At 73.0% G+C, this 25,936-nt stretch carries 24 protein-coding genes; 13 read left to right on the plus strand and 11 right to left on the minus strand.

All coding sequences use genetic code 11. The features are described 5' to 3' along the window. Positions 1-167 precede the first annotated feature (167 nt). The 3 genes from D1J60_RS19600 to D1J60_RS19610 all read right to left on the minus strand — a co-directional run bounded on the left by D1J60_RS19600 (position 168) and on the right by D1J60_RS19610 (position 3,468). Positions 168-1,784, minus strand: coding sequence for a transporter (locus tag D1J60_RS19600; protein WP_125821963.1), 1,617 nt, complete (start codon positions 1,782-1,784; stop codon positions 168-170). Continuing rightward, positions 1,781-2,629, minus strand: a complete 849-nt coding sequence (locus D1J60_RS19605; protein ID WP_125821964.1) for an ABC transporter ATP-binding protein — start codon at positions 2,627-2,629, stop codon at positions 1,781-1,783. The genes D1J60_RS19600 and D1J60_RS19605 overlap by 4 nt, the downstream gene beginning before the upstream one ends. A gap of 158 nt (positions 2,630-2,787) precedes the next feature. Next, a complete protein-coding gene (locus D1J60_RS19610) occupies positions 2,788-3,468 on the minus strand; it encodes a bifunctional DNA primase/polymerase (protein ID WP_125603129.1) in 681 nt (226 codons plus the stop codon). Positions 3,469-3,688: 220 nt separating this feature from the next. Between D1J60_RS19610 and D1J60_RS19615 the strand changes: the two genes are divergently transcribed. Further along, complete coding sequence (locus D1J60_RS19615) at positions 3,689-5,071, plus strand: transcriptional regulator (protein ID WP_125603130.1); 1,383 nt, start codon at positions 3,689-3,691, stop codon at positions 5,069-5,071. Positions 5,072-5,151: 80 nt separating this feature from the next. Then, the gene (locus tag D1J60_RS19620; protein WP_241253327.1) at positions 5,152-6,750 is read left to right on the plus strand and encodes a hypothetical protein; all 1,599 of its coding nucleotides are present in this window, start codon (positions 5,152-5,154) and stop codon (positions 6,748-6,750) included. Positions 6,751-6,771: 21 nt separating this feature from the next. Here the strand turns inward: D1J60_RS19620 and D1J60_RS19625 are convergent, their stop codons facing one another. Continuing rightward, positions 6,772-8,187, minus strand: coding sequence for an ABC transporter substrate-binding protein (locus tag D1J60_RS19625; protein WP_125821965.1), 1,416 nt, complete (start codon positions 8,185-8,187; stop codon positions 6,772-6,774). 196 nt (positions 8,188-8,383) lie between these two features. Between D1J60_RS19625 and D1J60_RS19630 the strand changes: the two genes are divergently transcribed. After that, entirely contained in the window at positions 8,384-8,830 is a 447-nt protein-coding gene (locus D1J60_RS19630) for a hypothetical protein (protein WP_125603043.1), read from the plus strand. 14 nt (positions 8,831-8,844) lie between these two features. Further along, positions 8,845-9,732, plus strand: a complete 888-nt coding sequence (purU, locus tag D1J60_RS19635; protein ID WP_125603037.1) for a formyltetrahydrofolate deformylase — start codon at positions 8,845-8,847, stop codon at positions 9,730-9,732. A 24-nt stretch (positions 9,733-9,756) separates the two neighbouring features. Here purU and D1J60_RS19640 read toward each other — a convergent pair whose 3' ends face one another. Together D1J60_RS19640 and D1J60_RS19645 are read right to left on the minus strand one after the other, a co-directional pair. After that, a complete protein-coding gene (locus D1J60_RS19640; RefSeq protein ID WP_125821966.1) occupies positions 9,757-10,725 on the minus strand; it encodes an immunity 49 family protein in 969 nt (322 codons plus the stop codon). Positions 10,726-10,832: 107 nt separating this feature from the next. Beyond that, the gene (locus D1J60_RS19645; RefSeq protein ID WP_125603039.1) at positions 10,833-11,348 is read right to left on the minus strand and encodes an EF-hand domain-containing protein; all 516 of its coding nucleotides are present in this window, start codon (positions 11,346-11,348) and stop codon (positions 10,833-10,835) included. Positions 11,349-11,639: 291 nt separating this feature from the next. Between D1J60_RS19645 and D1J60_RS19650 the strand changes: the two genes are divergently transcribed. Both D1J60_RS19650 and D1J60_RS19655 read left to right on the plus strand, forming a co-directional pair. Then, on the plus strand, positions 11,640-12,218 hold the full coding sequence (locus D1J60_RS19650) for a sigma-70 family RNA polymerase sigma factor (RefSeq protein WP_007265652.1): 579 nt from the start codon (positions 11,640-11,642) through the stop codon (positions 12,216-12,218). Then, on the plus strand, positions 12,215-13,441 hold the full coding sequence (locus D1J60_RS19655) for a zf-HC2 domain-containing protein (RefSeq protein ID WP_125603040.1): 1,227 nt from the start codon (positions 12,215-12,217) through the stop codon (positions 13,439-13,441). Before D1J60_RS19650 ends, D1J60_RS19655 begins: the two co-directional genes overlap by 4 nt. 69 nt (positions 13,442-13,510) lie before the next feature. Here D1J60_RS19655 and D1J60_RS38665 read toward each other — a convergent pair whose 3' ends face one another. The 3 genes from D1J60_RS38665 to D1J60_RS19670 form a co-directional block, all read right to left on the minus strand. Next, positions 13,511-14,965 carry a CHAP domain-containing protein gene (locus D1J60_RS38665; protein ID WP_125821967.1) on the minus strand — a complete coding sequence of 485 codons (1,455 nt, stop codon included), beginning with the start codon at positions 14,963-14,965 and terminating at the stop codon, positions 13,511-13,513. A 201-nt stretch (positions 14,966-15,166) separates the two neighbouring features. Next, positions 15,167-15,445: a hypothetical protein gene (locus D1J60_RS19665; RefSeq protein WP_125821968.1), complete on the minus strand. Its 279-nt coding sequence runs from the start codon at positions 15,443-15,445 to the stop codon at positions 15,167-15,169. Between the two features lie 308 nt (positions 15,446-15,753). Continuing rightward, positions 15,754-17,436 carry an AMP-binding protein gene (locus tag D1J60_RS19670; protein ID WP_125821969.1) on the minus strand — a complete coding sequence of 561 codons (1,683 nt, stop codon included), beginning with the start codon at positions 17,434-17,436 and terminating at the stop codon, positions 15,754-15,756. Positions 17,437-17,588: 152 nt separating this feature from the next. Between D1J60_RS19670 and D1J60_RS19675 the strand changes: the two genes are divergently transcribed. The 5 genes from D1J60_RS19675 to D1J60_RS19695 all read left to right on the plus strand — a co-directional run bounded on the left by D1J60_RS19675 (position 17,589) and on the right by D1J60_RS19695 (position 22,299). Next, the gene (locus D1J60_RS19675; protein ID WP_125821970.1) at positions 17,589-18,782 is read left to right on the plus strand and encodes an amidohydrolase family protein; all 1,194 of its coding nucleotides are present in this window, start codon (positions 17,589-17,591) and stop codon (positions 18,780-18,782) included. Continuing rightward, the gene (locus D1J60_RS19680; RefSeq protein WP_125821971.1) at positions 18,782-19,936 is read left to right on the plus strand and encodes an acyl-CoA dehydrogenase family protein; all 1,155 of its coding nucleotides are present in this window, start codon (positions 18,782-18,784) and stop codon (positions 19,934-19,936) included. The genes D1J60_RS19675 and D1J60_RS19680 overlap by 1 nt, the downstream gene beginning before the upstream one ends. A gap of 6 nt (positions 19,937-19,942) precedes the next feature. Next, positions 19,943-20,902 carry an acyl-CoA dehydrogenase family protein gene (locus D1J60_RS19685; protein WP_125821972.1) on the plus strand — a complete coding sequence of 320 codons (960 nt, stop codon included), beginning with the start codon at positions 19,943-19,945 and terminating at the stop codon, positions 20,900-20,902. Positions 20,903-21,226: 324 nt separating this feature from the next. Beyond that, the gene (locus tag D1J60_RS19690) at positions 21,227-21,688 is read left to right on the plus strand and encodes an ATP-binding protein (RefSeq protein ID WP_125605648.1); all 462 of its coding nucleotides are present in this window, start codon (positions 21,227-21,229) and stop codon (positions 21,686-21,688) included. Between the two features lie 197 nt (positions 21,689-21,885). Then, positions 21,886-22,299: a hypothetical protein gene (locus tag D1J60_RS19695; protein WP_125821973.1), complete on the plus strand. Its 414-nt coding sequence runs from the start codon at positions 21,886-21,888 to the stop codon at positions 22,297-22,299. A 15-nt stretch (positions 22,300-22,314) separates the two neighbouring features. Here the strand turns inward: D1J60_RS19695 and D1J60_RS38670 are convergent, their stop codons facing one another. Together D1J60_RS38670 and D1J60_RS19700 are read right to left on the minus strand one after the other, a co-directional pair. Then, positions 22,315-22,656 carry an immunity 49 family protein gene (locus tag D1J60_RS38670; protein ID WP_347147192.1) on the minus strand — a complete coding sequence of 114 codons (342 nt, stop codon included), beginning with the start codon at positions 22,654-22,656 and terminating at the stop codon, positions 22,315-22,317. Next, on the minus strand, positions 22,581-23,186 hold the full coding sequence (locus tag D1J60_RS19700; protein ID WP_277607504.1) for an immunity 49 family protein: 606 nt from the start codon (positions 23,184-23,186) through the stop codon (positions 22,581-22,583). The genes D1J60_RS38670 and D1J60_RS19700 overlap by 76 nt, the downstream gene beginning before the upstream one ends. 475 nt (positions 23,187-23,661) lie before the next feature. On the opposite strand from D1J60_RS19700, the gene D1J60_RS19705 reads away from it, so the two are divergent. Together D1J60_RS19705 and D1J60_RS19710 are read left to right on the plus strand one after the other, a co-directional pair. Continuing rightward, positions 23,662-24,723 (plus strand): cytochrome P450, encoded by a 1,062-nt coding sequence (locus tag D1J60_RS19705; RefSeq protein WP_125821974.1) that lies wholly within the window; start codon positions 23,662-23,664, stop codon positions 24,721-24,723. Then, positions 24,713-25,936: a cytochrome P450 gene (locus D1J60_RS19710; protein WP_125821975.1), complete on the plus strand. Its 1,224-nt coding sequence runs from the start codon at positions 24,713-24,715 to the stop codon at positions 25,934-25,936. Before D1J60_RS19705 ends, D1J60_RS19710 begins: the two co-directional genes overlap by 11 nt.

The raw sequence follows: 25,936 nt of genomic DNA on the forward strand, positions 1-25,936 counted from the left end.
GGGGGCCTGGGCAAATGCGGTCCAGCGACGGTGCGCGGATTCGGACAGGGGCCCGGACGAGGGCCCGGACGAGGGTCCGGACGAGGGCCCGGGCAGGGGTGCGGAGTGGGGGAAGGGGGGCGACGGGGGGTGGTCCGTCGCCCCCCTTCGGGGTGTGCAGGGGTGGGTCAGCCCTTGCTGACCGCCGTCAGGATCTCCGGGAGCTTGCGGAAGACCGTCGGGGCCGCCAGGCGCAGGCCCGCCCAGGTGACCAGGAGGCCCCAGGCGGTGCCGAGCGGGAGGGCGAGCAGGCCGAGGGTGCCGGGGTCGTCCGACAGGCTGACGTACACCGTCAGGCCGATCACCGGGGAGCAGATCAGCGCGGACGACACCATGCCGCCCACGATGCCCAGCCAGGCCAGGCCGGCCTGTCCCGGGGCGACGTTCTTGAACGCGCCCTCCGTCGGGATGGAGTACGGGAAGTGCGCCGAGGCCAGCGCGCCCGTGCACAGCATCGAGCCCAGCAGGGCCAGAGCCAGGCCCAGGGCGGCCGGGAAGGCGGCCCAGTCGCCCACCAGGGCGGCGGTGGCCACCGTGACGAGGAGCGTGTACGGGACGGTGACCAGCGCCAGCGCGCCGGCACGGGCGCGGAGTTCACCGAACGCGTCGCGCGGCGAGGCGATGGTCTGGGCGACCATCCAGAAGGCGGAGGTGTCCTGCCCGAACTGGTTGTACATCTGGATGCCGAGCATCCCCGCGCCGAAGCAGGCCAGGTACACCGAGCCGGTGCCCTGGAGGGCGTTGAAGACGGGGACGATCGCGCCGACCGCCAGCGAGGACACCCAGGCCGACTTCGTCTTCGGGTCGCGGACGGCGTAGCGCAGCGTGCGCCGCATGACCGCGCCGGTGCGCCCGCCCGGCAGGAGGGACCAGAAGCCGCCGGCGCCGCCGCGGTCCTTCTCGGGCTTCGCGGCCGCGAGGGTGGAGCCGTCCGGGGTGACCATCAGGCTGGTCAGGCCGCGCTCCCAGAACCACAGGAGGCCGGCCAGGGCGGCGAGGGTGAGGGCGAGCTGCGCGGCGGCCACGCCGTACGAGCCCCGGCTCGCGGAGTCCACCATGCCGACGGCCGTCGCCGGCGGAAGCCAGCGCACGACGGCCTCGACCGGCTCCAGGGCGGTCAGGCCGCCCTGCTTGAACAGGCTCTGGCTGGCGAAGTTGACGACCTGGGCGCCGATCGCGATCAGCAGGCCGCTGAGCACCGCGAGGTCGCGTCCCTTGCGGCTGGACAGCAGCCGGACGTTCGCCGTGGCCACGGCGCGGGCCAGGGTCACGCAGCCCAGCAGCAGGAGCGGGGCGCCCACGACGGCGGCGGTGATGCCGGCCGCGCCGTGCGCCACCGCGGCCACCGAGCCGGCGGCGATGCAGAGCGTGAACAGCGGGCCGGTGCCGATGAGCGAGGAGGCCAGCAGGGCCCGTACGAGCGGACGCGGGCGCAGCGGCAGCATCACCAGCCGGCTCGGGTCGAGGGTCTCGTCGCCGGTCGGGAAGAGCAGCGGCATCACGGTCCAGCCGAGCGCGAGGATCGCGGCCAGCAGGACGACGACGGTCCCGGCGTGGACGTGGCCGTGCAGCATGGCCAGGCACAGGGTGACGAAGAGGGAGAACAGCAGCGAGATCACCAGGCTGGCGATCCACACGGCCTTGCGCTTCGAGGAACCCTTGAGGCCGTTGCGCACCAGGGAGAGCTTGAGGCGGACGAACAGCGAGGTGACGGAGGGCCCGGAGGCCGTGGCGGCGGTGCTCATCGTGCGCCGCCGAGCCAGTCGAGGGAGTCGCCGGCGGCGTGGCCGCGGGCGCCGACGAGTTCGAGGAAGGCCGCCTGGAGGGAGGGCGCGGAGCCCCGTACGTCGGCCAGCGGGCCGGCGGCGCGGATCTGGCCGCCCGCCATGACGGCCACCCAGTCGCAGAGCGATTCGACGAGCTCCATCACGTGGGAGGAGAAGACGACGGTCGCACCGGACGCGGTGTAACGTTCCAGCACCCCGCGGATGGTCTGCGCCGACACCGGGTCCACGCCCTCGAACGGCTCGTCCAGGAAGAGGACTTCGGGGTTGTGCAGCAGTGCCGCGGCGAGGCCGATCTTCTTGCGCATGCCCGTCGAGTAGTCGACGACGAGCTTGTGCTGGGAGCCGGCGAGGTCGAGCACGTCCAGCAGCTGCGTGGCCCGCTTGTCGGTCTCCTCGCCCGGCAGGCCGCGCAACCGGCCCATGTAGCCGAGGAGTTCACGGCCGGAGAGGCGCTCGAACATGCGCAGCCCCTCGGGCAGGACGCCGATGCGGCTCTTGACCTCGACCGGGTCGGCCCACACGTCGTGCCCGGCGACGACCACCCGGCCCGCGTCCGGGCGCAGCAGCCCGGTCACCATGGACAGGGTGGTCGTCTTCCCGGCGCCGTTCGGGCCGACGAGGCCGACGAAGCGGCCGGCCGGCAGCTCCAGGTCGATGCCCGCGACGGCGACCTGTTCGCCGAAGCGCTTCCACAGCCCTTCCACGCGTACGGCGGCCGCGGGCTGCGCGGATCGCGCGCCGCCACTCGTGCCCCCGCCGGTCCCGCCGTCCGTACCGCCTGCCGCATAACCCTGGTCCGGCATGCGCCTGCCTCTCGTTCTGTTCCCCGTGGTCGTACTTTCCTCACGATAGGAGGAGGGGAGAGGCGTCAGAAGTTACGAATGTCATGAGCTTGCGGACACGTATGTCAGCAGGCACAGGTCAGCAGGCGGAGGTCAGCCGGCGGCGGGGTGGAACGGGTTCACGCGGTGCGGCGGTTGCGGGCCGCGGCCGCCTCGCTGCCGCAGGCGTACGCGAGCGCGTCGATCAGCTCCTCGGTGTCCGGCAGCCACCGGTTCGCGGGGGTGGGCTTGCGGGCCCACTGGACCGGGCCCCTGCCGCCGTAGCGGGTCGGCGGCGCCGCCACGTACTGGCCCTCGCCGCGCGTGACGAGGTCGATGGCGTGCGGCAGCCAGCCCAGCTTGCGCACCAGGTCCGGTACCTTCGCGCCGGCGCCCGGCAGGACGAAGAACAGCATCCGGTGGTCGGGGGTCAGGGCGACCGGGCCCAGGGTCCGCTCGTGGCGTTCCAGCCGGGCCAGTGCGAGGAACCCGGCGGAGTCCGGTACGTCGAGCGCGTCGAAGGTGCGGCCCGTCGGCATCAGGATGGAGGCGCCGGGGTGCTTGCCCCAGATCCGGCGCACGCCCACCGCGCTGCCCGTGGCCAGCGACTGCCAGTCCTTGACCGAGGGGTGGGCGCCGGGCGCCGGGCAGTCGGCCACCCCGCAGGAGCACACCTCCCGGCCGTCGCCGGGCTCCAGCCACGTCCCGGCGAAGACGTCCCAGTGGCGTTCTTCCACGTACCGCACGGCGTGGTCCAGCAGCTGGTCGCCGCGCTGCTGGGGGATGGGGGCGGTCTCCGTGACTGTGATGGTCTCTTCCACGCCCCTCACAACTCCCGGGGGCCTGGCGGGTTACGGGCGTAAACCAGCCGGTGGGCGCTGCATCGATCCTGCATACGGGGCGCACGGGTGCATGTGCGGGGGCGCGTGGGAGGCCGGGGCGCGGCCGATGGGTAACGACACGTCGCAGAGCGGAAGATTCTCGGCACTTCAGGCGGGAAGTGATCATTCCAACGATCACCCGCGGCCTCAGGGGGTTTTCATGGCAGCCAGGCCTCTCGTAGCGCGCCAGCCGAACGAACGGCTGCAGTCGCTCATCCAGGAAGCCGGGTGCTCCAACGCCGGGCTCGCACGGCGCGTCAACATGTGCGGGGCCGAGCACGGCCTCGATCTCCGCTACGACAAGACCTCGGTCGCCCGCTGGCTGCGCGGCCAGCAGCCGCGCGGCCGGGCCCCCGGCATCATCGCCGAGGCCCTCGGCCGCAAGCTGGGCCGGACCGTCACCATCGACGAGATCGGCATGGCCAACGGGAAGAACCTCGCCTCCGGGGTCGGCCTGCAGTTCTCCCCGACCGTCATCGGCGCCATCGAGCAGGTCTGCGAGCTGTGGCGCAGCGACGTGGGGCGCCGCGACTTCCTCTCCGGGTCGAGCGTGGCGGCCTCCGCCCTGGTCGAGCCGAGCCGCGACTGGCTGATCACCGGTGCCGACCCGCAGGTGGCGCGCAACGCCGGGGCGCGGGTGGGGATGCCGGACGTGGAGGCGGTACGGGCGACCACCGAGGCGCTGACCGACCTCGACCACCGTTTCGGCAGCGGGCACGTGCGGCCGGTGGTGGTGCACTACCTCAACTCGGTGGTCTCGGGGCTGATCGCGGGCTCGTACCGGGAGCCGGTGGGGCGGGCCCTGTTCGCGGCGGTGGCCCGGCTCACCGAGCTGGCCGGCTACATGGCGGTGGACACCGGGCAGCCGGGTCTGGCCCAGCGCTACTACATCCAGGCCCTGCGGATGGCGCAGGCGGCGGGCGACCGCGCGTACGGGGGCTACGTCCTGGCGGCGTCGATGAGCCACCTCGCCGCCGAGCTGGGCAACCCGCGGGAGATCGCGCAGCTGGCGCGGGCCGCGCAGGAGGGCACGCGGGGGCAGGTCACGCCGCGGGTGGAGGCCATGTTCTACGCCGCCGAGGCGCGCGGGCACGCGCTGCTGGGCGACGCCCGGGCCGCGGCGGTGCTGTCGGGCCGGGCGGTGTCGGCGCTGGAGCGGGCGGAGCCGGAGTCCGGCGACGACCCGGTGTGGATCCGCCACTTCGACCAGGCCTACCTGGCGGACGAGCTGGCGCACTGCCACCGGGACCTGGGGCAGGCCGACGCGGCGGGCCGGCGGGCTGAGGAGGCGCTGCGCCACCTGCCCGCGACGAAGGCGCGCCGCCGGGCGATCGGGCTGCTGCTGCTGGCGGCCTCGCAGGTGCAGCGGCGGGAGGTGGAGCAGGCCTGCCAGACGGCGACGAAGGCCGCCGAACTGCTGGGCTCGCTGCGCTCGCGCCGGGGCGCGGAGTACCTGGACGACTTCCGCGCGCGGCTGGAGCCGTACCGGGAGGAACCGGCCGTCCGGGAGTTCGGGGCGAGGCTGGAGGTCCAGGCGGCCTGACGTGATCACGGCGTCACCGGGTAGCTTGATGCGACGGTTCCGTGGGTTCGGGCCGGTCGCAGAAGGCAGAAGGAGTCCCGGTGACGGAGAACGGACAAGGGGGCGTCCCCCAGCCCGGGACGCCGCATCAGGCGCAGCCGGTGCCGGCTCCCGGCTACCCGCAGCAGCCGGGGCCGCAGCCCGGCGAGGCGTGGGGCACGCCGCCCGCGTACGGGTATCCGGCCGCGCAGGACCCGCAGGCGGCGCCGGCCGCGCAGCAGTACTCCGGGCCGTACGAGTCCGCGTACGAGCCGCCGCCGCAGCCGGGGCAGCCCGCGTACGGGTACCCGCCGCCGGCCGGCCACGTCGTCGGCCCGGGTTTCGAGGGGCCGGGGGACCCGCACGGCTACGGCTACCCGCCGCTGCCGGACGCGGCGACGCAGTACATCCCGCCGGTGCCGGCGCAGCCGCACGAGCAGGCGACGCAGTACATCGCCCCGGTGCAGGCGGGTCCGGGGGCGCCGCACGAGCAGGCGACCCAGTACATCCCGCCGGTCCAGGCGGGTCCGGCGCAGCCCCACGAGCAGGCGACGCAGTACATCCCGCCGGTGCCGGCGGGTCCGGCGCAGCCGCATGAGCAGGCGACGCAGTACATCCCGCCGGTGCAGGCGGGTCCGGGGGCGCCGCACGAGCAGGCGACCCAGTACATCCCCCCGGTGCCGGCCGCCGGGCTGCACGAGCAGGCCACGCAGCACATCGCCCAGGTCCCGGCCGCCGCCGACGACGCGGCGACGCAGTACATCCCGCCCGTTCCCGCCGGAGCGGCTCCCGCGGCGGCCGCCGCCGAGGGGTTCGACGCGCTGTTCCGGGCCGACGGGGACGCCGGTGCCGCCGGGCACACCCAGCAGCTGCCGCCGGTCCGGGATCCGGGACCGCGCCGGACACCGCCGCCCGCCCCGCCCCAGCGGCACGGGCAGCCGCCGCAGCAGCAGTACGCGCCCCCGCCGCCCCCGCCGCCCGCGCCCGCGCGCCGGATCCCGCCGGCCGTGATCGCGGCGGCGGTGTTCGGGCTGGTCGTGGCCGGGCTCGGGGTGGGCGCCCTGCTCAGCGACGGCAAGGCCCAGAACACCGACCCGGGCGCGGTGGCCCCGGCCGCCAGCGGCTCCGCGAACTCGGGCGCGGCTCCGGGCGAGGGGGCGGTGGACCCGGCGCGCCCGCAGGCCGTCCAGCTCGACAAGCTGCTGGAGGACGCCAGTGACAGCCGGACCGCGGTGATCAAGGCCGTCGACGACATCAAGGACTGCCGGAACCTGACGCAGGCCGCCCAGGACCTGCGCGAGGCCGCCCGGCAGCGCGAGGGGCTGGTCACCCGGCTCCAGGAGCTCAAGATCGACCTGCTCCCGAACCACGCCCGTCTCTCGGCGAGCCTGACGAAGGCGTGGAAGGCGTCGGCGGACGCCGACAACAGCTACGCGGACTGGGCGGACGACGTCTCCCGCGACAAGGGCGGCTGCGGCAACGGCAAGGACGACAAGGACGACAAGGGCGACAAGGACGGCAAGGCCAAGGTGACGGACGACGCGCAGGACGGCAACAAGTCCAGCGCCGAGGCCACCCGGGCCAAGGAGTCGGCGGCGACCATGTGGAACACGATCGCCGCCAAGTACGGCCTCACCAAGCGGGACAAGTCCCAGCTGTGACGGACGGCCGCCCCGCCCGGGTCAGGCCGAGCGGGGGGCCTGTTCCAGGGTCGGGGTCATGTCGAGGTTCTGCTCGCCGAGCTGGGCGACCAGGCGGCCAGACTGGACGGTCTGGAAGCTGACCCGGCCGTTGACCAGGCGCGGGAACCCGGCGACGGCGCGCATGTCCTGGTAGCGCCAGCTCAGCTCGGGGGTGAGGTTGCCGGTCTGGACGCCCGGGGAATGGTTGAGGGCCCGGGTGAGCTTGCGGGCGGTGATGTCCTCGTCGCTCTTGAAGCGCTGGACGATCTGGTTGAGGACGTTGTACGCGATCCAGGTGGTCTGGGCGCCGCTGTCGTCGGGGTCCACGGTGTCGTCGCCGAAGGCCTGGTCGGCGATCACCTTGCGCATCGGCGCCCACAGCGGGTCGGTGGAGACCGGGTACCAGCTGGTGACGTAGGCGCCCTCGAAGGGGCTCTCCTTGCCGCCGGTGCGGTCCACCAGGGCCTGGCTGATGCTGCCGAGGACGGAGGAGATCTGCGTCTTGTGCTGGGTGTCGACGCGGCGGAAGGCGTCGAAGAAGATCTCGGTGCGCTCGCCGAGGACGGCCGTCACGCAGCTCTTGTCCTTGCCGGTGTCGGCGGCCGGGGCCTTCGCGGACTTGGAGTCCTTGGGGTCCTTGGGGTCCTTGGACGGGGATGCGGATCCGGCAGCGGATGCGGAGGGAGCGGGGGGCGGGGCCGTGGCCGGCGTCGTCGTGGGGGCGGCGGCCGGGGCCGACGGGGTGCCGGTCAGGGCCTCGCGGGCCTGCGGCTTGAAGTCGGCGGAGTCCTCGGCGGCACGGATGTCGTCGGCCTCGGGCATGCCGTTGGCCTTGAGCCCCGCGTTCAGCAGGACCGGCATGGTGTCGCCCGCGAGGGTGTCAGGGCGGACCAGGGAGACCTGGGAGCAGGCCTTGCCGAGCTGGTGGCCGGCCCCGGCGAGCAGCGCGGGCTGGCCGCCGTTGACCGGGAACGACAGGGTGCTCTGGAACTCCTCGGGCGAGACCCCGTAGCCGCCGATGAACGGGATGCCCTCGGCCTCCAGCGGGGCCATGAAGGCGCGGCCGTGCTGGCTGTAGGAGCCGACGACGGCGACGGCCTTCTCGGTGATGGCCTTGCGGGCGCAGTCGGCGGCGCCGGTGGCGGTGTTCTTCTCGTTGCAGGTGATGACGCGCAGTTTGCGGCCCTTTATGCCCCCGTTGGCGTTCACCCACCGTTCGTAGGCCTTGGCCATGCCCGGCATTCCTGCCATATTGGTCGCTTTTGTTCCGATGGGTGCGAAGGTCATGACCGTGAGGGAGTCCCCGGAGCCCCCCGTGCCGCCGGGGACCACCCCGCACGCCGTGGTGAGACACGCGCCCGTCGCCACGGCAATCAGCAGGCGGGACAGGGAAGTTGCGCGTCGGTGATGGGTCATGTCCACCGACCCTTCCGCCCCGCGGGTAACTCGGCGATGAGATGGACACAACAAACGGTGACGCCGAGGTGAATTGCGGGGGCGCGGTCGCACACAGGTGCTTCAAGATCGCACTACTCGGGAACGTACGATCGAAAGCGTGACATTCGCCCAAGGTTCGAAGAACTCTTCCCGCCGCGGCGGCCGCTCCTCCACCATGGGCGGCATGCCCCTCAACGACATGCCGTGGTGGCGCTGGCGCAGCAACGTGCGCTCGGCGCTGCACATGCTCTCCGACCCGCTGTTCCAGGAAGAGGTCTGGGTCGCGGGCGCAGAAGGGTACGGCGACGTCACCGACGCCGTGTACCGGCTCGTCGAGGACACCTGGCTCGACAGCTGGTCCGCCGACAAGTACGTGGGCACGATCTTCCGCGACGCGCAGGAGGCGGCCCTGGTCGACCACGTGGTGCTGCGGGTGCTGCGGATCCTGCACCAGGTCGGTCCCGACGCGCACGTCTCCGCGTACCTCGGCCACCAGGACTGGCCCGAGGCGGTCCGGGCGGCGCGCGAGGCGCACGTACGGATGTCGACGGCGGACGGGGAGGACCCGGACGACCGGCCGACCTCCGTCGACGTGCTGAAAACGCTGACCCGCGTGGTGTGAAAGGCTGTGCCGTCATGAGCGCAGACCCACAGTCCCAGGCCCAGCCCGAGGCCCAGGCCCAGTACGTCCTGACCGTCTCCTGCCCCGACAAGCAGGGCATCGTGCACGCCGTGTCGAGCTACCTCTTCATGACCGGCTGCAACATCGTGGACAGTCAGCAGTTCGGAGACCGGGAGACCGGGCTCTTCTTCATGCGGGTGCACTTCGAGGCCGAGTCCGCCGTGACGGTGGAGAAGCTGCGCGCCAGCTTCGCCGCGATCGGCGACTCCTTCCGGATGGACTGGCAGATCCACCGCTCCGACGAGCGGATGCGGATCGTACTGATGGTGTCGAAGTTCGGGCACTGCCTGAACGACCTGCTCTTCCGCTCCCGGATCGGCGCGCTGCCGGTGGAGATCGCGGCGGTGGTCTCGAACCACACCGACTTCGCCGAGCTGGTCGGCTCGTACGACATCCCCTTCGTGCACATCCCGGTCACCAAGGACACCAAGGCGGACGCCGAGGCTCGGCTCCTGGAGCTGGTGCGCGAGGAGAACGTGGAGCTGGTGGTGCTCGCCCGCTACATGCAGGTGCTGTCGGACACCCTGTGCAAGGAGCTCAGCGGGCGGATCATCAACATCCACCACTCCTTCCTGCCGAGCTTCAAGGGCGCGAAGCCGTACCACCAGGCGCACGCGCGCGGTGTGAAGCTGATCGGCGCCACCGCCCACTACGTGACGGCCGACCTCGACGAGGGCCCGATCATCGAGCAGGAGGTCGAGCGGGTCGGCCACGAGGTCACCCCGGACCAGCTGGTCGCCATCGGCCGCGACGTGGAGTGCCAGGCGCTGGCGCGGGCCGTGAAGTGGCACAGCGAGCACCGGGTCCTGCTGAACGGCTCCCGGACCGTCGTCTTCGCGTAGGGGGTCTTGGGCGGGCCGCGACGCCTACGTGGCGGCGGCCCAGCCGCCCAGGCCGTTCACCTGGGTCCGGCCGGCCAGGGTCATCGCGTCGGTGAAGCCGAGCAGCTCGGGCGGCAGGTAGCCGGAGCGGACGCCGAGCTCCCACTGGTGGGTCTGGACCGCGAGGGCGGCCAGGGTCAGCGGGCCCAGTGGCAGCAGGGTCCGGGGCGCGGGGTCGGCCTCGGCCCGCGCGCTCTCGCGGTGGGCGGTGAGCCGGTCCGCGAGGGCCGCCTCGAAGGCCGCCCGGTCGTCGTCGAGGAGGACGCGCAGCAGCCGCTGGTCGGCGGTCAGCGGGCCGGCGGCGTCCAGGGCGGCGGCCGCCGCGGCGCGCGTGGCGGCGTCCGGCTTGCACAGGGGGACGGTCGGCCAGCCGCTGGGCAGGTGGCTGGTGCTCGGGGTGAGGTAGCCGCACAGGGCGTCCATCGCGGCGAGGTCGCCGGGCTCGGAGTACGAGGTGTGGGGCGAGTGCGGCACCCCCTTGTGGAGATCGGGGGCGCAGTCGTTGCGCAGCAGCAGGCCGATGACCTTCCGCCAGTTCCACACCAGCCCGCTGACCACCGCGGTCTCGAAGGCGTGGAGCCAGGTCCGGGCGGTGGGGGCGGCGGTGACGGCGGCGGAGAAGTCGAGGTCCTCGCTGCTGAGGGTCTCGCCGATCAGCGGGAGCGGGACCTCCTGGTCGCCGTTCGGCCAGCAGCCGACGCTGAGGGCGCCCAGGGCGCACTCCGCGGCGGTGTGCAGCGCGGTGCGGGCCTCCTCGCCGAGGCGTCCGCCCTCGGTGGTGCGGGCGGCGACGTGGTCGAGGATCTCCTCGGCCAGGCTCAGCAGCCGCTCGGGGGACGGGTCGCTCTCCAGGCGGCCGTGGCGCATCAGGGTCCGCAGGACGATGTCCTGGAGGGCCCCGGCCTTCCGCTCCTCGCCCAGCGAGTGCCGTTCCACTTCCCGTACGTGCTGCATGCCGAGCCGCCTCCCGTGATCGTTCCGGCTGGTGGCGGCACGCTATCAGCGCGCTCGGACAGTGCCCGGGGGACGGCCCCGGGCGGCTGTCGGGAGGCTGCCGGACCTCAGGCGTCGGGGTCGACGCCGCAGTAGCCGGCGAAGGCGGCCAGGATCTCGTCCTCCGAGATGCGGCCGTCGCCGTCCGTGTCCAGGGCCGAGGCGACCTGGACGGCCAGGGCGGGCTCGGTGCCGAGGACGCGCAGCACGCGGGCCGTCGCCGCGGGGCTCGCGCCGGGGCCGTCCTCGTCCGCGACGGCGATCACGGCGTGCAGGAACGGCCGGGCGATCTCCGCGAACCGCTCCGGGTTGTCCCGCAGCCGCTTCGCCGCACCGGTGACGAACTCCTCGCGGGAGACGCGCTGGTTGCCGTTGACGTCGGCGATCCCGGCCATTCCCTGCCAGAACGCCTCGGCGCCGTTGAAGACGGCCTGGCCCTTCTCCGAGCGTGCGGCCGTACCGAATTCGGCCAGCACGGCCTTCGCCGCCGTGCTGAAGTCCTCCCGGTCGATATAGCCGGAGCCGTCCTGGTCGAAGGTGGCGAATCGGGCGGCGATCTTGCGCTCGTACTCTGCGCTGTCCATGTTCGGCGTTCCGCCTTCACGTGTGCGTTGGGGCTGCGGTCGTGGTGCAGATCAAGACAGGCAGGAGCGTACGGCCTTCGTGGCCTGCGCGTTAAGCGAAGCGGTCAAGGAGGTGGCCGCATCGAACCCGCGCACGGGGAGCGCGCCGGGGCGCGTACACCTGTGCCAACGCGCTGACCCGGGCGCGGTCTAGCACGGCGGTCCCGCTTGCGGGGGGAGGTTCTCGCAAAACCGGCGCGTTCCGTCCGTTGCCCACTACATTTGACGGGTCGACACACGGCTGGAGGCACGATGGCGAAGGACGTTCCACCGCGCTGGGACCGTCGCATGCAGCAGCGCCTCGCCCGCGGTGAGGCCGCGGCGCTGGGGGAGCTCTACGACCGCTTCGCCTCGCTGGTCCACAGCCTGGCCCACCGGGTCCTCGGCGACGAGAAGGCCGCGGACCGCATCACCCGCGAGGTCTTCGGCTACATCTGGGAGAACCCGGACGCCTACGACCCCAAGCAGGGCTCCATGCGCTCCTGGGTCGCCCGGATCACCCAGGGCCAGGCCGTCGCCCGCCTGCGCCAGGCCGAACTGGGCCGCGGCTCGCGCGAGGAACTGGAGCAGAAGGTGCGCAGCGCCAACGCGGCCGCCCGCGCGGACTACATCGTCACCTCCATGCCCGCGCCCTTGCGGGCCGCCCTGGAGCTGGCGTACTTCAAGCGCCGCGACTACCGCCAGGCCGCCGCCGACCTGCAGATCAGCGAGGACGAGGCGCGGCGCAGGCTGCGGCTCGGCCTCCAGTTGCTGTCGACCGCCAACGTCCTCCCCCGGGAGGACACCGCCCCGCCCGGATACGGCCCACGCGGATACGGAACGCCCCGATGACCGGACCCTCCGAAGACACCCCCGACGACGCGTACGAGCAGCGGGCGGCCGGTCGCGCACGGATACCGGGTCCCCGCGCGGCCGGTGACGACCTGGACGCCCCCGAGACCCTGCCGGCCCCGCCGCCCTCGCACGCCGTGCTGAAGTCCCTGCTCGGCGCGTGGGCGCTCGCCGCGTGCTCCGCGGAGGAGACCCAGGCCGTCGAAGACCACCTGACCGAGTGCGCGCCCTGCGCCGAGGAGGCGCTGCGGCTGCGCGACGCGGTGGGCCTGCTGCACCCGGAGGAGAGCCTCGACCTCAAGCCGCTGCTGCGTTCGCGGGTGCTGGAGGACTGCCTGGGCAAGCGGCCCGCCCGCATCCCCGTGCCGGTGTGGGCGAACCCGTACGACACCGAGACGGCGCGGCTCGACGCGCTGCTACGGGACTTCGGCGACTCGGAGTGGCACACCCCGGTGCGGCTGAAGTGGTTCGAGGAGGAACGGCGGCGTACGCACCGCACCACGGTCGCGGGGGTGATCGGGCACCTGCTCACGGTGGACGGGCTGATCGCGACCGCGCTGGGGCTGGACGACCCGCTGGGCCCGGAGGCGCCGCCGGGCGGCCCGGCCGGACGCACCGAGCACTTCTGGAACTCCTCCCCCTACCCCGTCACCCGCAAGGTCCGCGAGCCCTGGCGGGCACAGGGGCACACGCTGGTCCGTACGGTGTCCTTCGCGGGCCGGGGCGTGGCCGAACTGGACGTGGACTACGGCGGGTTCGCGCTGCCGCTGGGGGACGCCTTCCTGGAGCGGGCCTTCGAGTGCTGGGTGCACGCCTGGGACATCGCGGAGGCGGTGGACTACCCGTACGAGCCGCCCTCGGGGCCGCACCTGCACCGGATGATCGACCTCGCTGCGCGGCTGCTGCCCGGAGCCCTGGCGGGCCGGCGCCGCTCGGGACTGGCGGCGCCGGCCCGCGGCCTGGTCGCGGCGGGCGCTCCGGGCCGGACCCTGCACCTGGAGATCGAGGGCGCGGGCGGGGGCGGCTGGGACATCGCCCTGGACTCCCCGGCCGCGAAACCGTCGCGGGAGCACACGGTGGCGGAAGTCGCCCTGGACGGGCTGGAGTTCTGCCAGCTGGCCGCCGGGCACATCTCCCCGGAGGAGGCCGCCGTCGGCCAGACCGGTGACCGGGAGGCGATCCGTGACGTGCTCTTCGCCGCGGCGTCGCTGAGCCGGCTGTAGGGCCGCGGCGGGCGGGACGCACGCGTACGCGGCTCCGGGTGAGTGGAGCCGCGTACGGGGGTGGCGGGATCAGTTGCGGGTGGCGAGCATCTGGGCGCTGCCGTCGGGGAGGCCGGCGATGGCGACCTTCTGGGCGCCCATTCCGGTGGCCCACCAGCCCTGCCAGGAGCCGTTGGCGTAGCGGGCGGCGTGGTAGGTCTTGCCGTCGTTGCCGACGGCGAGCATCTGGGTGTCGCCGCTGGGCATGCCGGTGATGGCGAGGCTGCTGGCGGCGAAGCCGGGGGCGCCGCCGTATCCGTCGACCTTGGCCCAGCCCTGGAGGGTGCCGTTGGCGGAGCGGATGTTGTGGTAGACGAGGCCGTCGTTGCCGGTGGCGAGCATCTGGGTGTCGCCGTTGGGGAGGGCGGCGATGGCGATGGCGCCGGCCTGGAAGGTGGCGGCGGTGCCGGTGCCGGGGAGGGCGTTCCAGCTGCTCCAGGTGCCGTCCACGGCGCGGACGGCGTGGTAGACGTTGCCGTCGTTGCCGACGATCAGGGTCTGCATGCTGCCGTCGGCGAGGCCCGCGGTGGCGATCTTCTTCGCCTGCCAGTTGCCGACGGGGACCCAGCCCTGCCAGGTGCCGTTCACGAAGCGGGCGTTGTGGTAGATGCGGCCGTCGTTGCCGATCGCCATCACCTGGGCGTCACCGCTGGCCATGCCCGTCATGGCCTGGTCCTTGGCGGCGAAGGTCGCGGCGCCGTCGAATCCGGGCAGTGCCGACCAGCCCGTCCAGGTGCGGTCCGTGTAGCGGGCGGTGTGGTAGAGGTTCCCGTCGTTGCCGGTGGCGAGGGTCTGCGTGGAGCCGTCGGGGGTGGCGGCGATGGATTCCTGCGAGGCGTTGAAGAAGGCCGCGCCGCCGAAGCCGTTCAGCGGAGCGAAGTTCTCCCAGCTGCCGTCGACGAGACGGGTCGCGTGGAAGATGTCGCCGGCCTTGCTGACGGGCGTCGAGGGGGTCTCGGGCAGGCCGGCCGGACCGACGAAGGCCAGGGCCCGGCCGGCGCCCACCGGGCTGGAGTTGGTCTTCCAGTTGAACCAGGAACGGAAGCGCACGCCGCCGCTCTCGTTGCCGCCCACCGTCTGGATGTCGTCCCCGCTGACCGCGACGACGATGTTGACGTGGTCGGCCTCGCCGTCGTTCAGGTTGCCGTCCTTGTCGTAGAGGACCGCGTCACCGACCTGCGGGGTGCCGTGCAGCGTCCCCTTGTTCTTGCCGTACTGGTAGATGCTGACCGCCGCCGCGCTGATGCCGGAGGTGTTCGCCCCGGCCCTGTTCCACACCCAGCGGGTGAACTCGGCGCACCAGGCGCCCGGGTACTGGCAGTTGTAGTCGCCGCAGGTGTTGCCGACCTGGGCACGGGCGATCGTGGCGACCGTCGTCGACTCGGCCTGCGCCGAGACCGCGGGCAGGGCCACGGCGAGCATCGGGGCGGCGACGAAGGAGGTGAGGGCGACGGTGAGCATGCGGGAGGAGCGGCGAGCGGACATGGTGGTGTTCTCCAGGAGGACATGGCGGCCCGATGCGTCAGGGCCGGGAAGGTTCGGGGACCGCGTACGTGTGACGCGGGCGGGCCTGGTCGAGGCCGGAAGGTGTGGGGCGCGCACCGTGGTGCCGGTGGGACGGCTGCCCTGCAGGAACAGCGGTCGGTGGGCCGGACGGAGAACGGTGGGCGGGGGTGGTGCGGTACGTCAGTTGGGGATCAGGGGGCCCATCGAGAAGTGGCGGGCCGCGCCGGTCGCGATGACGGCGGCGAGCAGTGCGCGGGCCTTGTCATGGGCGTGGGCGTCGTTCTCGGCCCGGACGAACAGGGCGACGCTCATCCCCTCCGGGAGGGGGCGCACCCGTACGTGTTCGAGGGCGTGCTGCGGGCCGGCGTGGGCCCAGAGGGCGTCCTGGAGGAGGCTCGCCCCGCTCTCCGTTCCCGGTGCCCCGGTGTGGCTGATCAGGGGCAGTCGGACGAGGAGCATGCCGTTTCAGTCCCACCCGATGGAGCGGTCCGCGGTGTTGCGGATCGCGAGGGCGCGGAGTGCGGTGAGCTGAGTGGTTCTGAACATGGCGGTGCCCCCTGGCGACGGTGCTGCGGTGGATCCGGAAGGCGGCTGTCCGGGCTTCGGGGGTGGTTGTCTCCCCGTCGGCCCCGGCTTCGGGTTTCGTTCCCGCCGCCGTTCCGGTGATCACCATCCTGCTCGGCCGCCAGGGCCCCGGGAAGGGCTTCGGCCCGGCACCAAGAGGCCTGGCACCTTGGTGTCAGCCGCCGCTCGATTCCGGCTCGGCTTCAGCTGTAGCGCTCGCGCAGCCGGTACTTCAGCACCTTGCGCAGGGCGTCGTTGCGGGGCAGGGCGTCGACCAGTTCCAGCTGCTCGGGGAGCTTGTGCGGGGAGAGGCCCTGGGCGCGCAGGTGGGCGGTGACCTGGGGCAGCGTGAGGGGGGCGGCGCCGGGGGGCTGTTCGACGACGGCGCAGACGCGTTCGCCGCGTTCCTCGTCGGGCAGGCCGATGACGGCGGCGTCGGCGACGCCGGGGAGCTGGTGGAGGAGGTCCTCGACCTCCTTCGCCGAGATGTTCTCGCCCTTGCGGATGATCACGTCCTTGCTGCGTCCGGTGAGGACCAGGTGGCCGGAGGGGGTGAGGTGGCCGAGGTCGCCGGTGATCAGGTAGCCGTCGGCGTCGAAGGTCTCCTCGCCGGTGTCCGGCCGGTTCAGGTAGCCCTGGCAGACGGCCTCGCCGCGCAGCCGGACCTCGCCGTCGGTGCCGGGGGGCAGGGGGGTGCCGTCGGGGGCGGTGATGCGGATGGACATGCCCCGCGGGGGCCGGCCCTCGGTGGTGGCGAGGTTCTCGGGGGTGTCGTCCGGGGAGCCCATGGTGATCATCGGTACCTCGGTCATGCCGTAGCCGTGGGTGAGCTGGCAGCCCAGCTCGCGCACCACCGCGTGGTAGATCTCCGGGGGCTTGGGGGCGCCGCCGCCCGCCAGCAGCCGCAGGCTCGGGAGGAGCCTGGCCGAGGGGTCCTTGCGCTGTTCGGCGAGGAACATGGAGTAGAAGGCGGTGGAGCCGCCGGCGACGGTGACGCGGTGGCGGCGGTAGCCCGCGAGTGCGTCGGGCATCGCGAACTTCTCGAAGAGGACGGCGGGGAAGCCGTACAGCAGCAGCATCACCGTGTAGTCGGGGCCGGCTATGTGCGCGTACGGGAAGGCCATCGAGCCGACGTCGGCGGGGGTCAGGCGCAGGGCGTGGGCGAGGCAGGAGCCGCCGGCGATGAGGGAGCGGTCGGTGTGCAGGACGCCCTTGGGGTCGGAGGTGGTGCCGGAGGTCCAGTAGATCCAGCGGACGGAGGTGCCGTCTGCGGGCGGCGGGGGCAGTACGGCCGGGTCGCCGTCGGGGAGGTCCGCGTACGCCTCGAAGACGCCGCGGGCGCCGAGCCGGTGGGCCATGGCCGTGTGGTCGAAGCCGCGCCAGGAGCCGGGTACGGCGAAGAACTCGGCCTTGGACTCGCGCAGCGCGAAGCCGACTTCGCGGTCGCGGTAGAAGGGGATCACCGGGGACTGGACGGCGCCGAGGCGGGCGAGGGCGGCCGACAGCAGCACGGTCTCGATGCGGGTCGGGAGCTGCCAGGCGACGACGGTGCCGGGGCGCACGCCCATGCCGTACAGGCCGGCGGCGACGCGTTCGGCGCGGTCGCGCAGGGCGCCGAAGGTGAGGGTGCGGTCGGCGGCGGGGTGGTCGGCGGCGGGATGGTCGGCGGCCTCCCGGTCGGCGGCGGGCTGACCGGCGGCCCCCTGCTCGGCGGCGGGATGGTCGGCGGCCTGGATGAGGACGGTGGCGGCGGGGGTGAGGGCGGCGCGGCGGGCGATCAGCTCCCAGAGGGTCGCGGACCGGCCGAGCGCGGTGGCGGTGGCCGTGGCGTCGTCCGCCGTCCGGGCCGCCGCGGCCGCTCCCGCCGCCGTTTCCGTGGTCGTCATCGCGGACCTCCCTGGGCGTGCCGGCCGGACACCAGCTGACGGTTAGTCAGATCAAGGGCCGAGCGTAGGGCTCCGGCGCTTGTCGGTCCAGGGGTGGCGGGGCTAGCTTGTTTCTGACGATGCATCAGATTGGGGAGAAGGAGCGCGCGCCCATGGCACTGGAACTGCCTCGGATCATCAGCGTCGACGACCACGTGATCGAGCCCGCCCACCTCTTCGACGTGTGGCTGCCCGCGAAGTACCGCGACCGCGGCCCCAAGGCCCTCACCGCCGGGATCGGGGAGCTGGAGTACACCGGCGGCAAGTACGTGATCTCCATGGATCCCGACGGCCCGCCCACCGACTGGTGGATCTACGAGGACCTGAAGTTCCCGTACAAGCGCAACATCGCCGCCGTCGGCTTCGACCGCGACGACATGACCCTGGAGGGCATCACCCGCGAGGAGATGCGCCGTGGCTGCTGGGACCCGAAGGCACGGCTCCTCGACATGGACCTCAACCACGTCGAGGCCTCCCTCTGCTTCCCCACCTTCCCGCGCTTCTGCGGGCAGACCTTCGCCGAGGCCAAGGACAAGGAGGTGGCACTGGCCTGCGTGCGCGCGTACAACGACTGGATGGTCGAGGAGTGGTGCGGCGACAGCGGCGGCCGGCTGATCCCGCTGTGCATCATCCCCCTCTGGGACATCGGCCTCGCCGTCGCCGAGATCCGCCGCAACGCCGCCCGCGGGGTCCGCGCCGTCACCTTCTCCGAGATCCCCACCCACCTGGGGCTGCCGTCCATCCACTCCGGGTACTGGGACCCCTTCTTCGCCGTCTGCCAGGAGACCGGCACGGTCGTCAACATGCACATCGGGTCCTCCTCCCAGATGCCCGCCGCCTCCCCCGACGCGCCGCCCGCCGTCCAGGCCTCGCTGAGCTTCAACAACGCCATGGCCTCGATGATGGACTTCCTCTTCAGCGGGGTGCTGGTGAAGTTCCCGACGCTGAAGCTCGCGTACAGCGAGGGCCAGATGGGCTGGATCCCGTACGCCCTGGAACGCGCCGACGACGTCTGGCAGGAGCACCGCGCCTGGGGCGGGGTCCGCGACACCGTCCCCGAGCCGCCGTCCACGTACTACTACCGGCAGATCTACTGCTGCTTCTTCCGCGACAAGCACGGCATCGCCTCGCTGGACGTCGTCGGCCGCGACAACGCCACCTTCGAGACCGACTACCCGCACGTCGACTCGACCTTCCCGCACACCAAGGAGGTCGCCCTCGACCACGTCAAGGGCCTCGACCAGGAGACCGTCCACAAGCTGATGCGCGGCAACGCCATCCGCATGCTCGGCCTGGACCTCGTCTGATGGACCTGGCCTACTCCGAGGAGGAGCGGGACTTCCGCGCCCGGCTGCGCGAATGGCTCGCCAAGGTGCTGCCCGAGCTGCCGCCCAGGCCCTCGCCCGACGACTGGCCCGGCCGGCGCGCCTACGACCTCGGCTGGCAGCGCAGGCTGTACGACGCCGGCTACGCGGGCCTGCACTGGCCCGTCGACGCCGGCGGGCGCGGCGCCACCCCGACCCAGCACCTGATCTTCCTGGAGGAGACCGAACGCGCGGGCGCCCCGTACGTCGGCGCGAACTTCGTCGGCCTGCTGCACGCGGGACCCACCATCGCCGCCGAAGGCACCCCCGAGCAGCGGGCGCGCTGGCTGCCGCCCGTACTGCGCGGGGACGAGGTGTGGTGCCAGGGCTTCAGCGAGCCGGGCGCCGGCTCCGACCTGGCCTCCCTGCGCACCCGGGCGGTGCGCGACGGGGACGCGTACGTCGTCACCGGCTCCAAGATCTGGACCTCGCACGCCGAGGTCGCCGACTGGTGCGAGCTGCTGGTGCGCACCGACCCGGCCGCGCCCAAGCACCGGGGGATCACCTGGCTGGCGATGCCGATGGACGCGCCCGGCGTCACGGTCCGGCCGCTGCGCACCCTCGTGGGGTCGGCCGAGTTCGCGGAGGTGTTCCTGGACGAGGTCCGGGTGCCGGCCGCGAACCGGGTCGGCGCCGAGAACGACGGCTGGCGGGTCACGATGGTCACCCTGTCCTTCGAGCGCGGCACCGCCTTCGTCGGGGAGGTCGTCGCCTGCCGGCGGACGCTGGGCGAGCTGGCCCGCGCAGCGAAGGCGAACGGCCGCTGGGACGACCCGGTACTGCGCCGGCGGCTGGGGCGGCTGTACGGGGAGTTCGGGGCGCTGTGGCGGCTCACGCAGTGGAACGTCAGCGAGGCGCAGGGCTCCGGCGGCGTCCCGGGCACCGGCGGCAGCGTCTTCAAGCTGGCGTACTCGCACGCCCGGCAGGAGCTGTACGAGGCGGCCGCGGAGGTCCTGGGCGCGCAGTCGCTGTCGCTGGAGGAGGAGTGGACGGCGCAGCGGCTCTCCTCGCTGTCGTACACCATCGCGGCGGGCACCTCCCAGATCCAGCACAACATCGTGGCCGAGCGGATCCTCGGCCTCCCGAAGGGGCGGTGAGCGGTCGTGGACTTCCGGCTGACGCGGGACCAGCGGGACGTGCGCGCGGGCGTCCGGGCCCTCCTCGCGGGGCGGTACGGGCGCGAGGCGCTGCGGTCCGACGTGGAGCGGGCGGCGGGGGCCGGGGTGGAGCCGGGGGCCGGGGCGGCGCCGGGGGCCGGGGTGGACCGTTCGCTCTGGCGGGAGTTGGGGGAGGCGGGCTTCTTCTCGCTCCGGCTGCCGGAGTCCGAGGGCGGGGCGGGCCTCGGCCTGCCGGAGGCGGTGCTCGTCTTCGAGGAGGCCGGACGGGTGCTGCTGCCCGGGCCGCTGGTGGCCACCCACCTGGCCGCCGGAGTGGTCCCGGGGGCGGCTTCGGGCGCGGCGGTGGTGACGGCCTTCGACCTGGACGGGCCGCTGGTGGCCCACCTGGGCGGGGCCGACGCCGTGCTGGGGATGCCGGAGGTGCCGGCCGGGGTGCCGGTGCGCTCGGCGGACCCGCTGACCCCGCTGTGGCGGGCCCGGGGCGTGCTGCCGGCCGGGTACCGGGACACGGGGGCGCTGCTGACGGCGGCGCTCCAGGCCGGGAGCGCGCTGCGGACGGTGGAGCTGGCGGTGCGGTACGCGGGGGAGCGCGAGCAGTTCGGGCAGCCCATCGGGGGCTTCCAGGCCGTCAAGCACCTGTGCTCGGGGATGCTGGTGCGGGCCGAGGTGGCCCGTACCGCGGTCTACGCGGCGGCGGTCACCGGGGACTCCGCCGAGATCGCCGCCGCCAAGATGCTCGCGGACGGGGCGGCGGTGCGGGGGGCCCGGGACTGCCTCCAGGTGTACGGCGGGATGGGCTTCACGTGGGAGGCGGACGTCCACCTGCACCTGAAGCGGGCCTGGGTGCGGGCGGAGCAGTGGCGTACGGCGGCGGGGGCGGAGGAACTGCTGGCGGAGGCGCTGCTGACGGAGGCGTCGGCGTCGGCGTCGGCGTCGGCGGGATAGCGTGGGAATGGCGCTCTGTTACGGGAGGAACGGCGCGGGACGCATGTCCGATTACAGAGAGTTGATATCGGTTTGTGTCCTTCGCCCGCCTCGATGCGGCCCGGAGGCGGGGGCGTGCCGCGATACGCTCCCACGATGCGAGCGGTTGAGCGGCGGCGTGAGCGTCGCACAGTATGCACCACGCCTACTCCTTCGCGCTGGAATATGCCCGAAGCGCTTGTTGTGGTGACTGTATGTCAACCATGCTGCTCGGCACGGGGATCACGGTCGGTGATCCCATCCTGTCGCGAGGCGAAGTGTCCGCCGGTTCGGATGGTGTGAGCGGTGCAGGTGCTTCAGGTACAGCTTGAGGTAGGACCCGACCCCGCCGAGGTCGGCCGGGCGCGCCGATGGGCGCGGTCCCGGCTGGCGGGCTCGGGGGTGGGGGACGACGAACCGCTCGCCGAGACGCTGATCCTGCTGATCTCCGAGCTGGTGACGAACGCGGTCGTGCACACGGGCTGTCCGGCCGTGCTGCGGATGCTGTTCGGGGGGCCGGGCGTGCGGGTCGAGGTGGCCGACGCCAGCGACCGCGCCCCGGCCAGGCGGCAGGCCGGCGGGGAGGACACCGGCGGGCGCGGCCTGGAGCTGGTGGACGGCCTCGCGGACCGCTGGGGCTGGCAGCGCGAGGGCGCGGGCAAGCGCATCTGGTGCGAGGTCGACCGGGCGGAAAGCGGCGGGCCGGAGGCTCCAGAGCAGGCTCCGAAAAATTGTGGGCTTATGCGGGAACCGCGCGTGTACCTCTAACGAGGTGTTGACGGTTCGTCACCTGTTGATCACCCTGGTGGTGAGCGATTCGTCGCGAGGGGACGCCAAGGGTCCTGTGCCTTGACGAGTGCGGGTCGTGGGGTGGCGGCTGCCGTGCCGCGCTCGGGGCGTGCACGACCGCACGCCGCCACCCGCAGGTTCCGCCGCTGTCACCACCGCTGCGTAGGCTCGGCCGCATGGCCGACCTCTACGCCCTCGAACTCGCCCTGACGCTCGACGCCTCCACCCCCGAGCCGGTCCTCGCCCTGATCCGCGACCACATGGAGCCGTACGCCGAGGACGGCGAAGCCGACTCCGACGGTGACGAGTGGGTACCCCCGCCCTTCAAGGTCCTGGCGGAACGCGGCCCGGCGTACCGCGTGGGCGGCGAGTGCACCGCGGTCCTCACCCGCACCCCGGTCGGCTGGACTCTCACGGCCCGCCAGGAGATCCACGCCGAGAACCTCCCGGACGCGGAGCACTTCCTGGAGGCCCTGACCCCCCACCTCCCCACCCCCGAGGCCCCACTGGGCACCCTCCGCTTCTACGAGGACCCCGCCCCGCAGCCGATCACCGCGGACGCGTCGGGGGCCGTGCGGCTGGAGTGGTGAGGGCCGGGGGTTGGACTACGTGCTGATGGTGTCGAACTCGCCGACCCAGCTGCGTGCGATGAGGTGCTTCGGCAGGTACTCGGACTCGATGGTCAGCGGGAATCCGGCGTCGCGGGCCAGGCAGGCCATGGCGAGGGGGCCGAGGGCGACGAAGCTGCTGCAGTTGCCGGTATCCGCGCCTCCGTCCACCCGCGTCCAGTACTCCTTGTGCCATCGGAGGGCGTCGGCGAGCGCCTCGTTGAAGCCTGCGTGGTCCCCCGTGACGTAGTGCAGGAAGAGGTTCATCGGGGGATAGATGATCCGCAGCATGAGAGCGCGGTCGGCTCCCTGGAGGCCTTCAGGGTCAGTGCCGGCCATAGCGGCGTCCAGCAGCGGGCCCAGGCCGTCACGCGAAGCCACCAGGTCTGCAGGGTCTCGATCCACGGGTAGACGTACTCGTCGTAATCGGCTCCCGAAGCCCGCAGGTGTTCCAGGGGGACCTGCGCCAGAGCCGTCATCCGCTCGGGTTCCCCGCAGACGATCGCCAGCCAGAACGCATTGATCCAGTTCTCCGGGTTGCTGTGGTACTGAGAACCGGTCGCAGGGATGGTCCGAACCTCGTCCGCAATACGGCACTTCACCGTGCCGGACGCCGCCATCGAGGTGGCGAAGAGGGCGGAACCGACCTGGGTGGCCGTCACCCACGCCTCCCAGGTCGGCAGGCTCGCCGCACGCGGGTCCTCACCGCAGTGCGTGAGCGCGGCCAGCAGCGCAGTACCGAAGGCCAGCCTGAAACCCGCCGGCGACGACTCCAGCCACGCGATGTTCTCCGCGGTGCTCTTGTCGAGCTCCTCGGCGCGACGTCCCAGCCCATCGGGCAGCTCATGCCGGGGAACGGAAACAGTCATGTCGATCAGCCTATCCATGGCGAAAGGGGTGGCGGTGGGGCCGAGGTGCGGGCCGGAGGGGAAAGGGGGTCGGCGGGTTTCGTTGCCGGGGGAGATCGGCGGGAAGTCGGGGGTGGGCGGCTGGAATTGGGGGGTCGGGTTGGTAGGAGCGTACATAAAGGGCAGGGGGGCGTTGTTTTGGGGTCAGGGGGGTGCTTACGGTGGCGGCGCATTCTCAGCGGGCCGTCGTCGGTACGCCTCCGGCGGCGGTCCGTGATCCTTTGATTCGGCCACAAGCCATGGATTGGGAGAGGGGGTACGGCGATGAAGATGCTTTTTGCCATCCGTAACGCTGTTTCCGGTCAGAAGAGCCTCAAGAAGAGCGCCTGGTACTTCTGGTACTAGACCGGCACAGCCGCCCCGGCCGCCGACCGGCGGCCGGGGCGGCGCAGCCGAGGCACCGACCGACGGTCAGACGGATACATCGGAGTCCCGCATGTCCATCGCCTCCCCGCCGGCCACGCGGACCACGCAGTTCGCGCCCCGGCTGGCCGCCCTGCTGCGCGAGCACACCGGCAAGGACGCCTTCCGGCTGGAGCCCGACACCATGGGCGTCGCCGGCCACGAGCTGGCCGACCGGATCCTCGCCGCGCGCCGCGCCACCGAGACCGAGCGCCCCACCTTCAAGCCGCTGCACGGCCGCTCCATCGAGCGCAACGAGGCCGCGGCCGTCATGCGCGTCATCGGGAAGGACGTACGGGAGGCCCTGGAACGGCCGTTGGTGAGGAGCGTCGATCTCGCCGGGAGCTGGCCGCTCACCGGGCACCTGTTCCTGCGCGACCTCATTCTCGGCAACGACCCGAGGCGACTGCGCATTCTCATGAGCCGGAATCTGGAACTGACTCCGAAACTCACCTGGTCGGTGATCGCCGCCGGCGCCGCCATTCCCCGGAGGAAGGGGGCGGGCGCCGACTCCAGCGGAATTGCGCGGCTGTTCGCCGAAGCCGGGGGTTATCACGACCGGCGTTACGCGATGGGGATCTACCGGAGGGCCGCCGCCCCCGTCTGCTTCACCGTCTCCACCCTCGTCGCGAACGCCCTCTGGCTCGGCTCCCCCTTCGACGAGGGCACCTCGAACCGCAACGTCCTCCACGAGGCCGCCCGGCTGCTGCCGCCCTCCTGGAACATCCTGCGCTACGCCTCCCCCGAGTACGGGGCCCTCGACGTGCGCATCGGCGAGCTGGACGACGTACTCGTACTGCCCCTGCTGTCCCACCGGGACCCCGCGCTGTGGGAGGACCCCGACGCGTTCCGGCCCGAACGGTGGGACCACCTCGACCCCGACACCGCCCCCGGCTACCTGCCCTTCGGGCACTCCTCCGAGCGCTGCTGGGGCCGGCACATGGTGATGCCGCTCGCCGAGCTGCTGCTCGACCTCGTCCGGGGCGCCGGGCTCGAGGTCGACCCCGCGCAGCGCACGGCGAAGGTGCCGCTGGTCGGGCTGCTCGGGGTGGAGGACGTACGCCTGGTCAAGGGGGCCGGGCGGCGTGGGCGTTGAGGAGGCGGGGGCCGAGGAGGTGCCCGTCTCCTTCTTCGACGACCCCCACCCCGACTACCGGCGCTGGCGGGAGCTGGCCGGCGGGGCGCACCGGGTGCGGATCCTCGGGGAGGCGCCGCTGGAGGGGTGGGTGGTCACCGGGCACGCCGACTGCCGGGCCGCCCTCGCCGACCCCAGGCTCAGCAAGAACGCCGCGACCGAGGCCTTCGACCGCCGCGACGGCTCCGACGAGGGCCCCGGGCCGGGCCGGGCGCTGACCGCGCACATGCTCAACTCCGACCCGCCCGCCCACACCCGGCTGCGCCGCCTCGTCCAGCAGGCGTTCACGGCACGGCGGGTGGCGGCCCTGCGGCCGGTGATCGAGGGGCACGTGAGGAGGCTGCTGGACGCGATGGAGGGGCGCGGGCCCGCCGTCGACCTGGTGCGGGACTTCGCCGTGCCGCTGCCGCTCGCCGTGGTCTTCGACCTGCTCGGCGCCTCCGACGGCGCCGAGGGCGTCCTCAGGGCCTGGGCCGCCACCCTCAGTGGCGAGGAGGGCGACGGGGAGGTCTCCGTCGGCACCGCCGAGGCGCTGGTGGGGCACATCCGCGCGCTCATCGACCACAAGCGCGCGCACCCCGGCGACGACCTGCTGACCGCGCTCATCGCGGCCCGCGACGAGGGCGACCGGCTCAGCGAGCAGGAGATCACCTCCATGGGGTTCCTGCTGGTGGCGGCCGGCCACCAGACCACCGCCAACCTCATCTCCAACGGCGTCCACGTCCTGCTCACCCACCCCCGCGAACGGGCCGCGCTGCGTGCCGACCCGGCCGCCCGGACGGGCCCGTTCATCGAGGAGGTGCTGCGCCACGAGAGCCCGTTCTCCATCGCCACCATGCGCTACACCACCCAGCCGGTGACCATCGGCGGCACCGCCGTGCCCGCCGGGGAGTTCGTGCAGGTCTCCGTGCTGTCGGCCAACCGGGACCCCGCCGTCTTCGCCGACCCCGACCGCTTCGACTCCTCCCGCCCCACCGCCGGCCACCTCGCCTTCGGGCACGGCATCCACCACTGCCTCGGAGCACCCCTGGCCCGGCTGCAGGCCGAGATCGCCTTCGGGGCGCTCCTCGCCCGCTACCCGGCGCTGCGCCCGGCCGCGCCGGGGGCCCGCCCGCTGTGGTGGCGCAACCCGCGCCACCGGGGACTGCGCACCCTGCCGGTGCTGCTGCGCTGA

Origin of the sequence: Streptomyces sp. W1SF4 (genome assembly GCF_003950035.1) — a bacterium.
In the GTDB taxonomy this organism is placed as follows: domain Bacteria; phylum Actinomycetota; class Actinomycetes; order Streptomycetales; family Streptomycetaceae; genus Streptomyces; species Streptomyces racemochromogenes.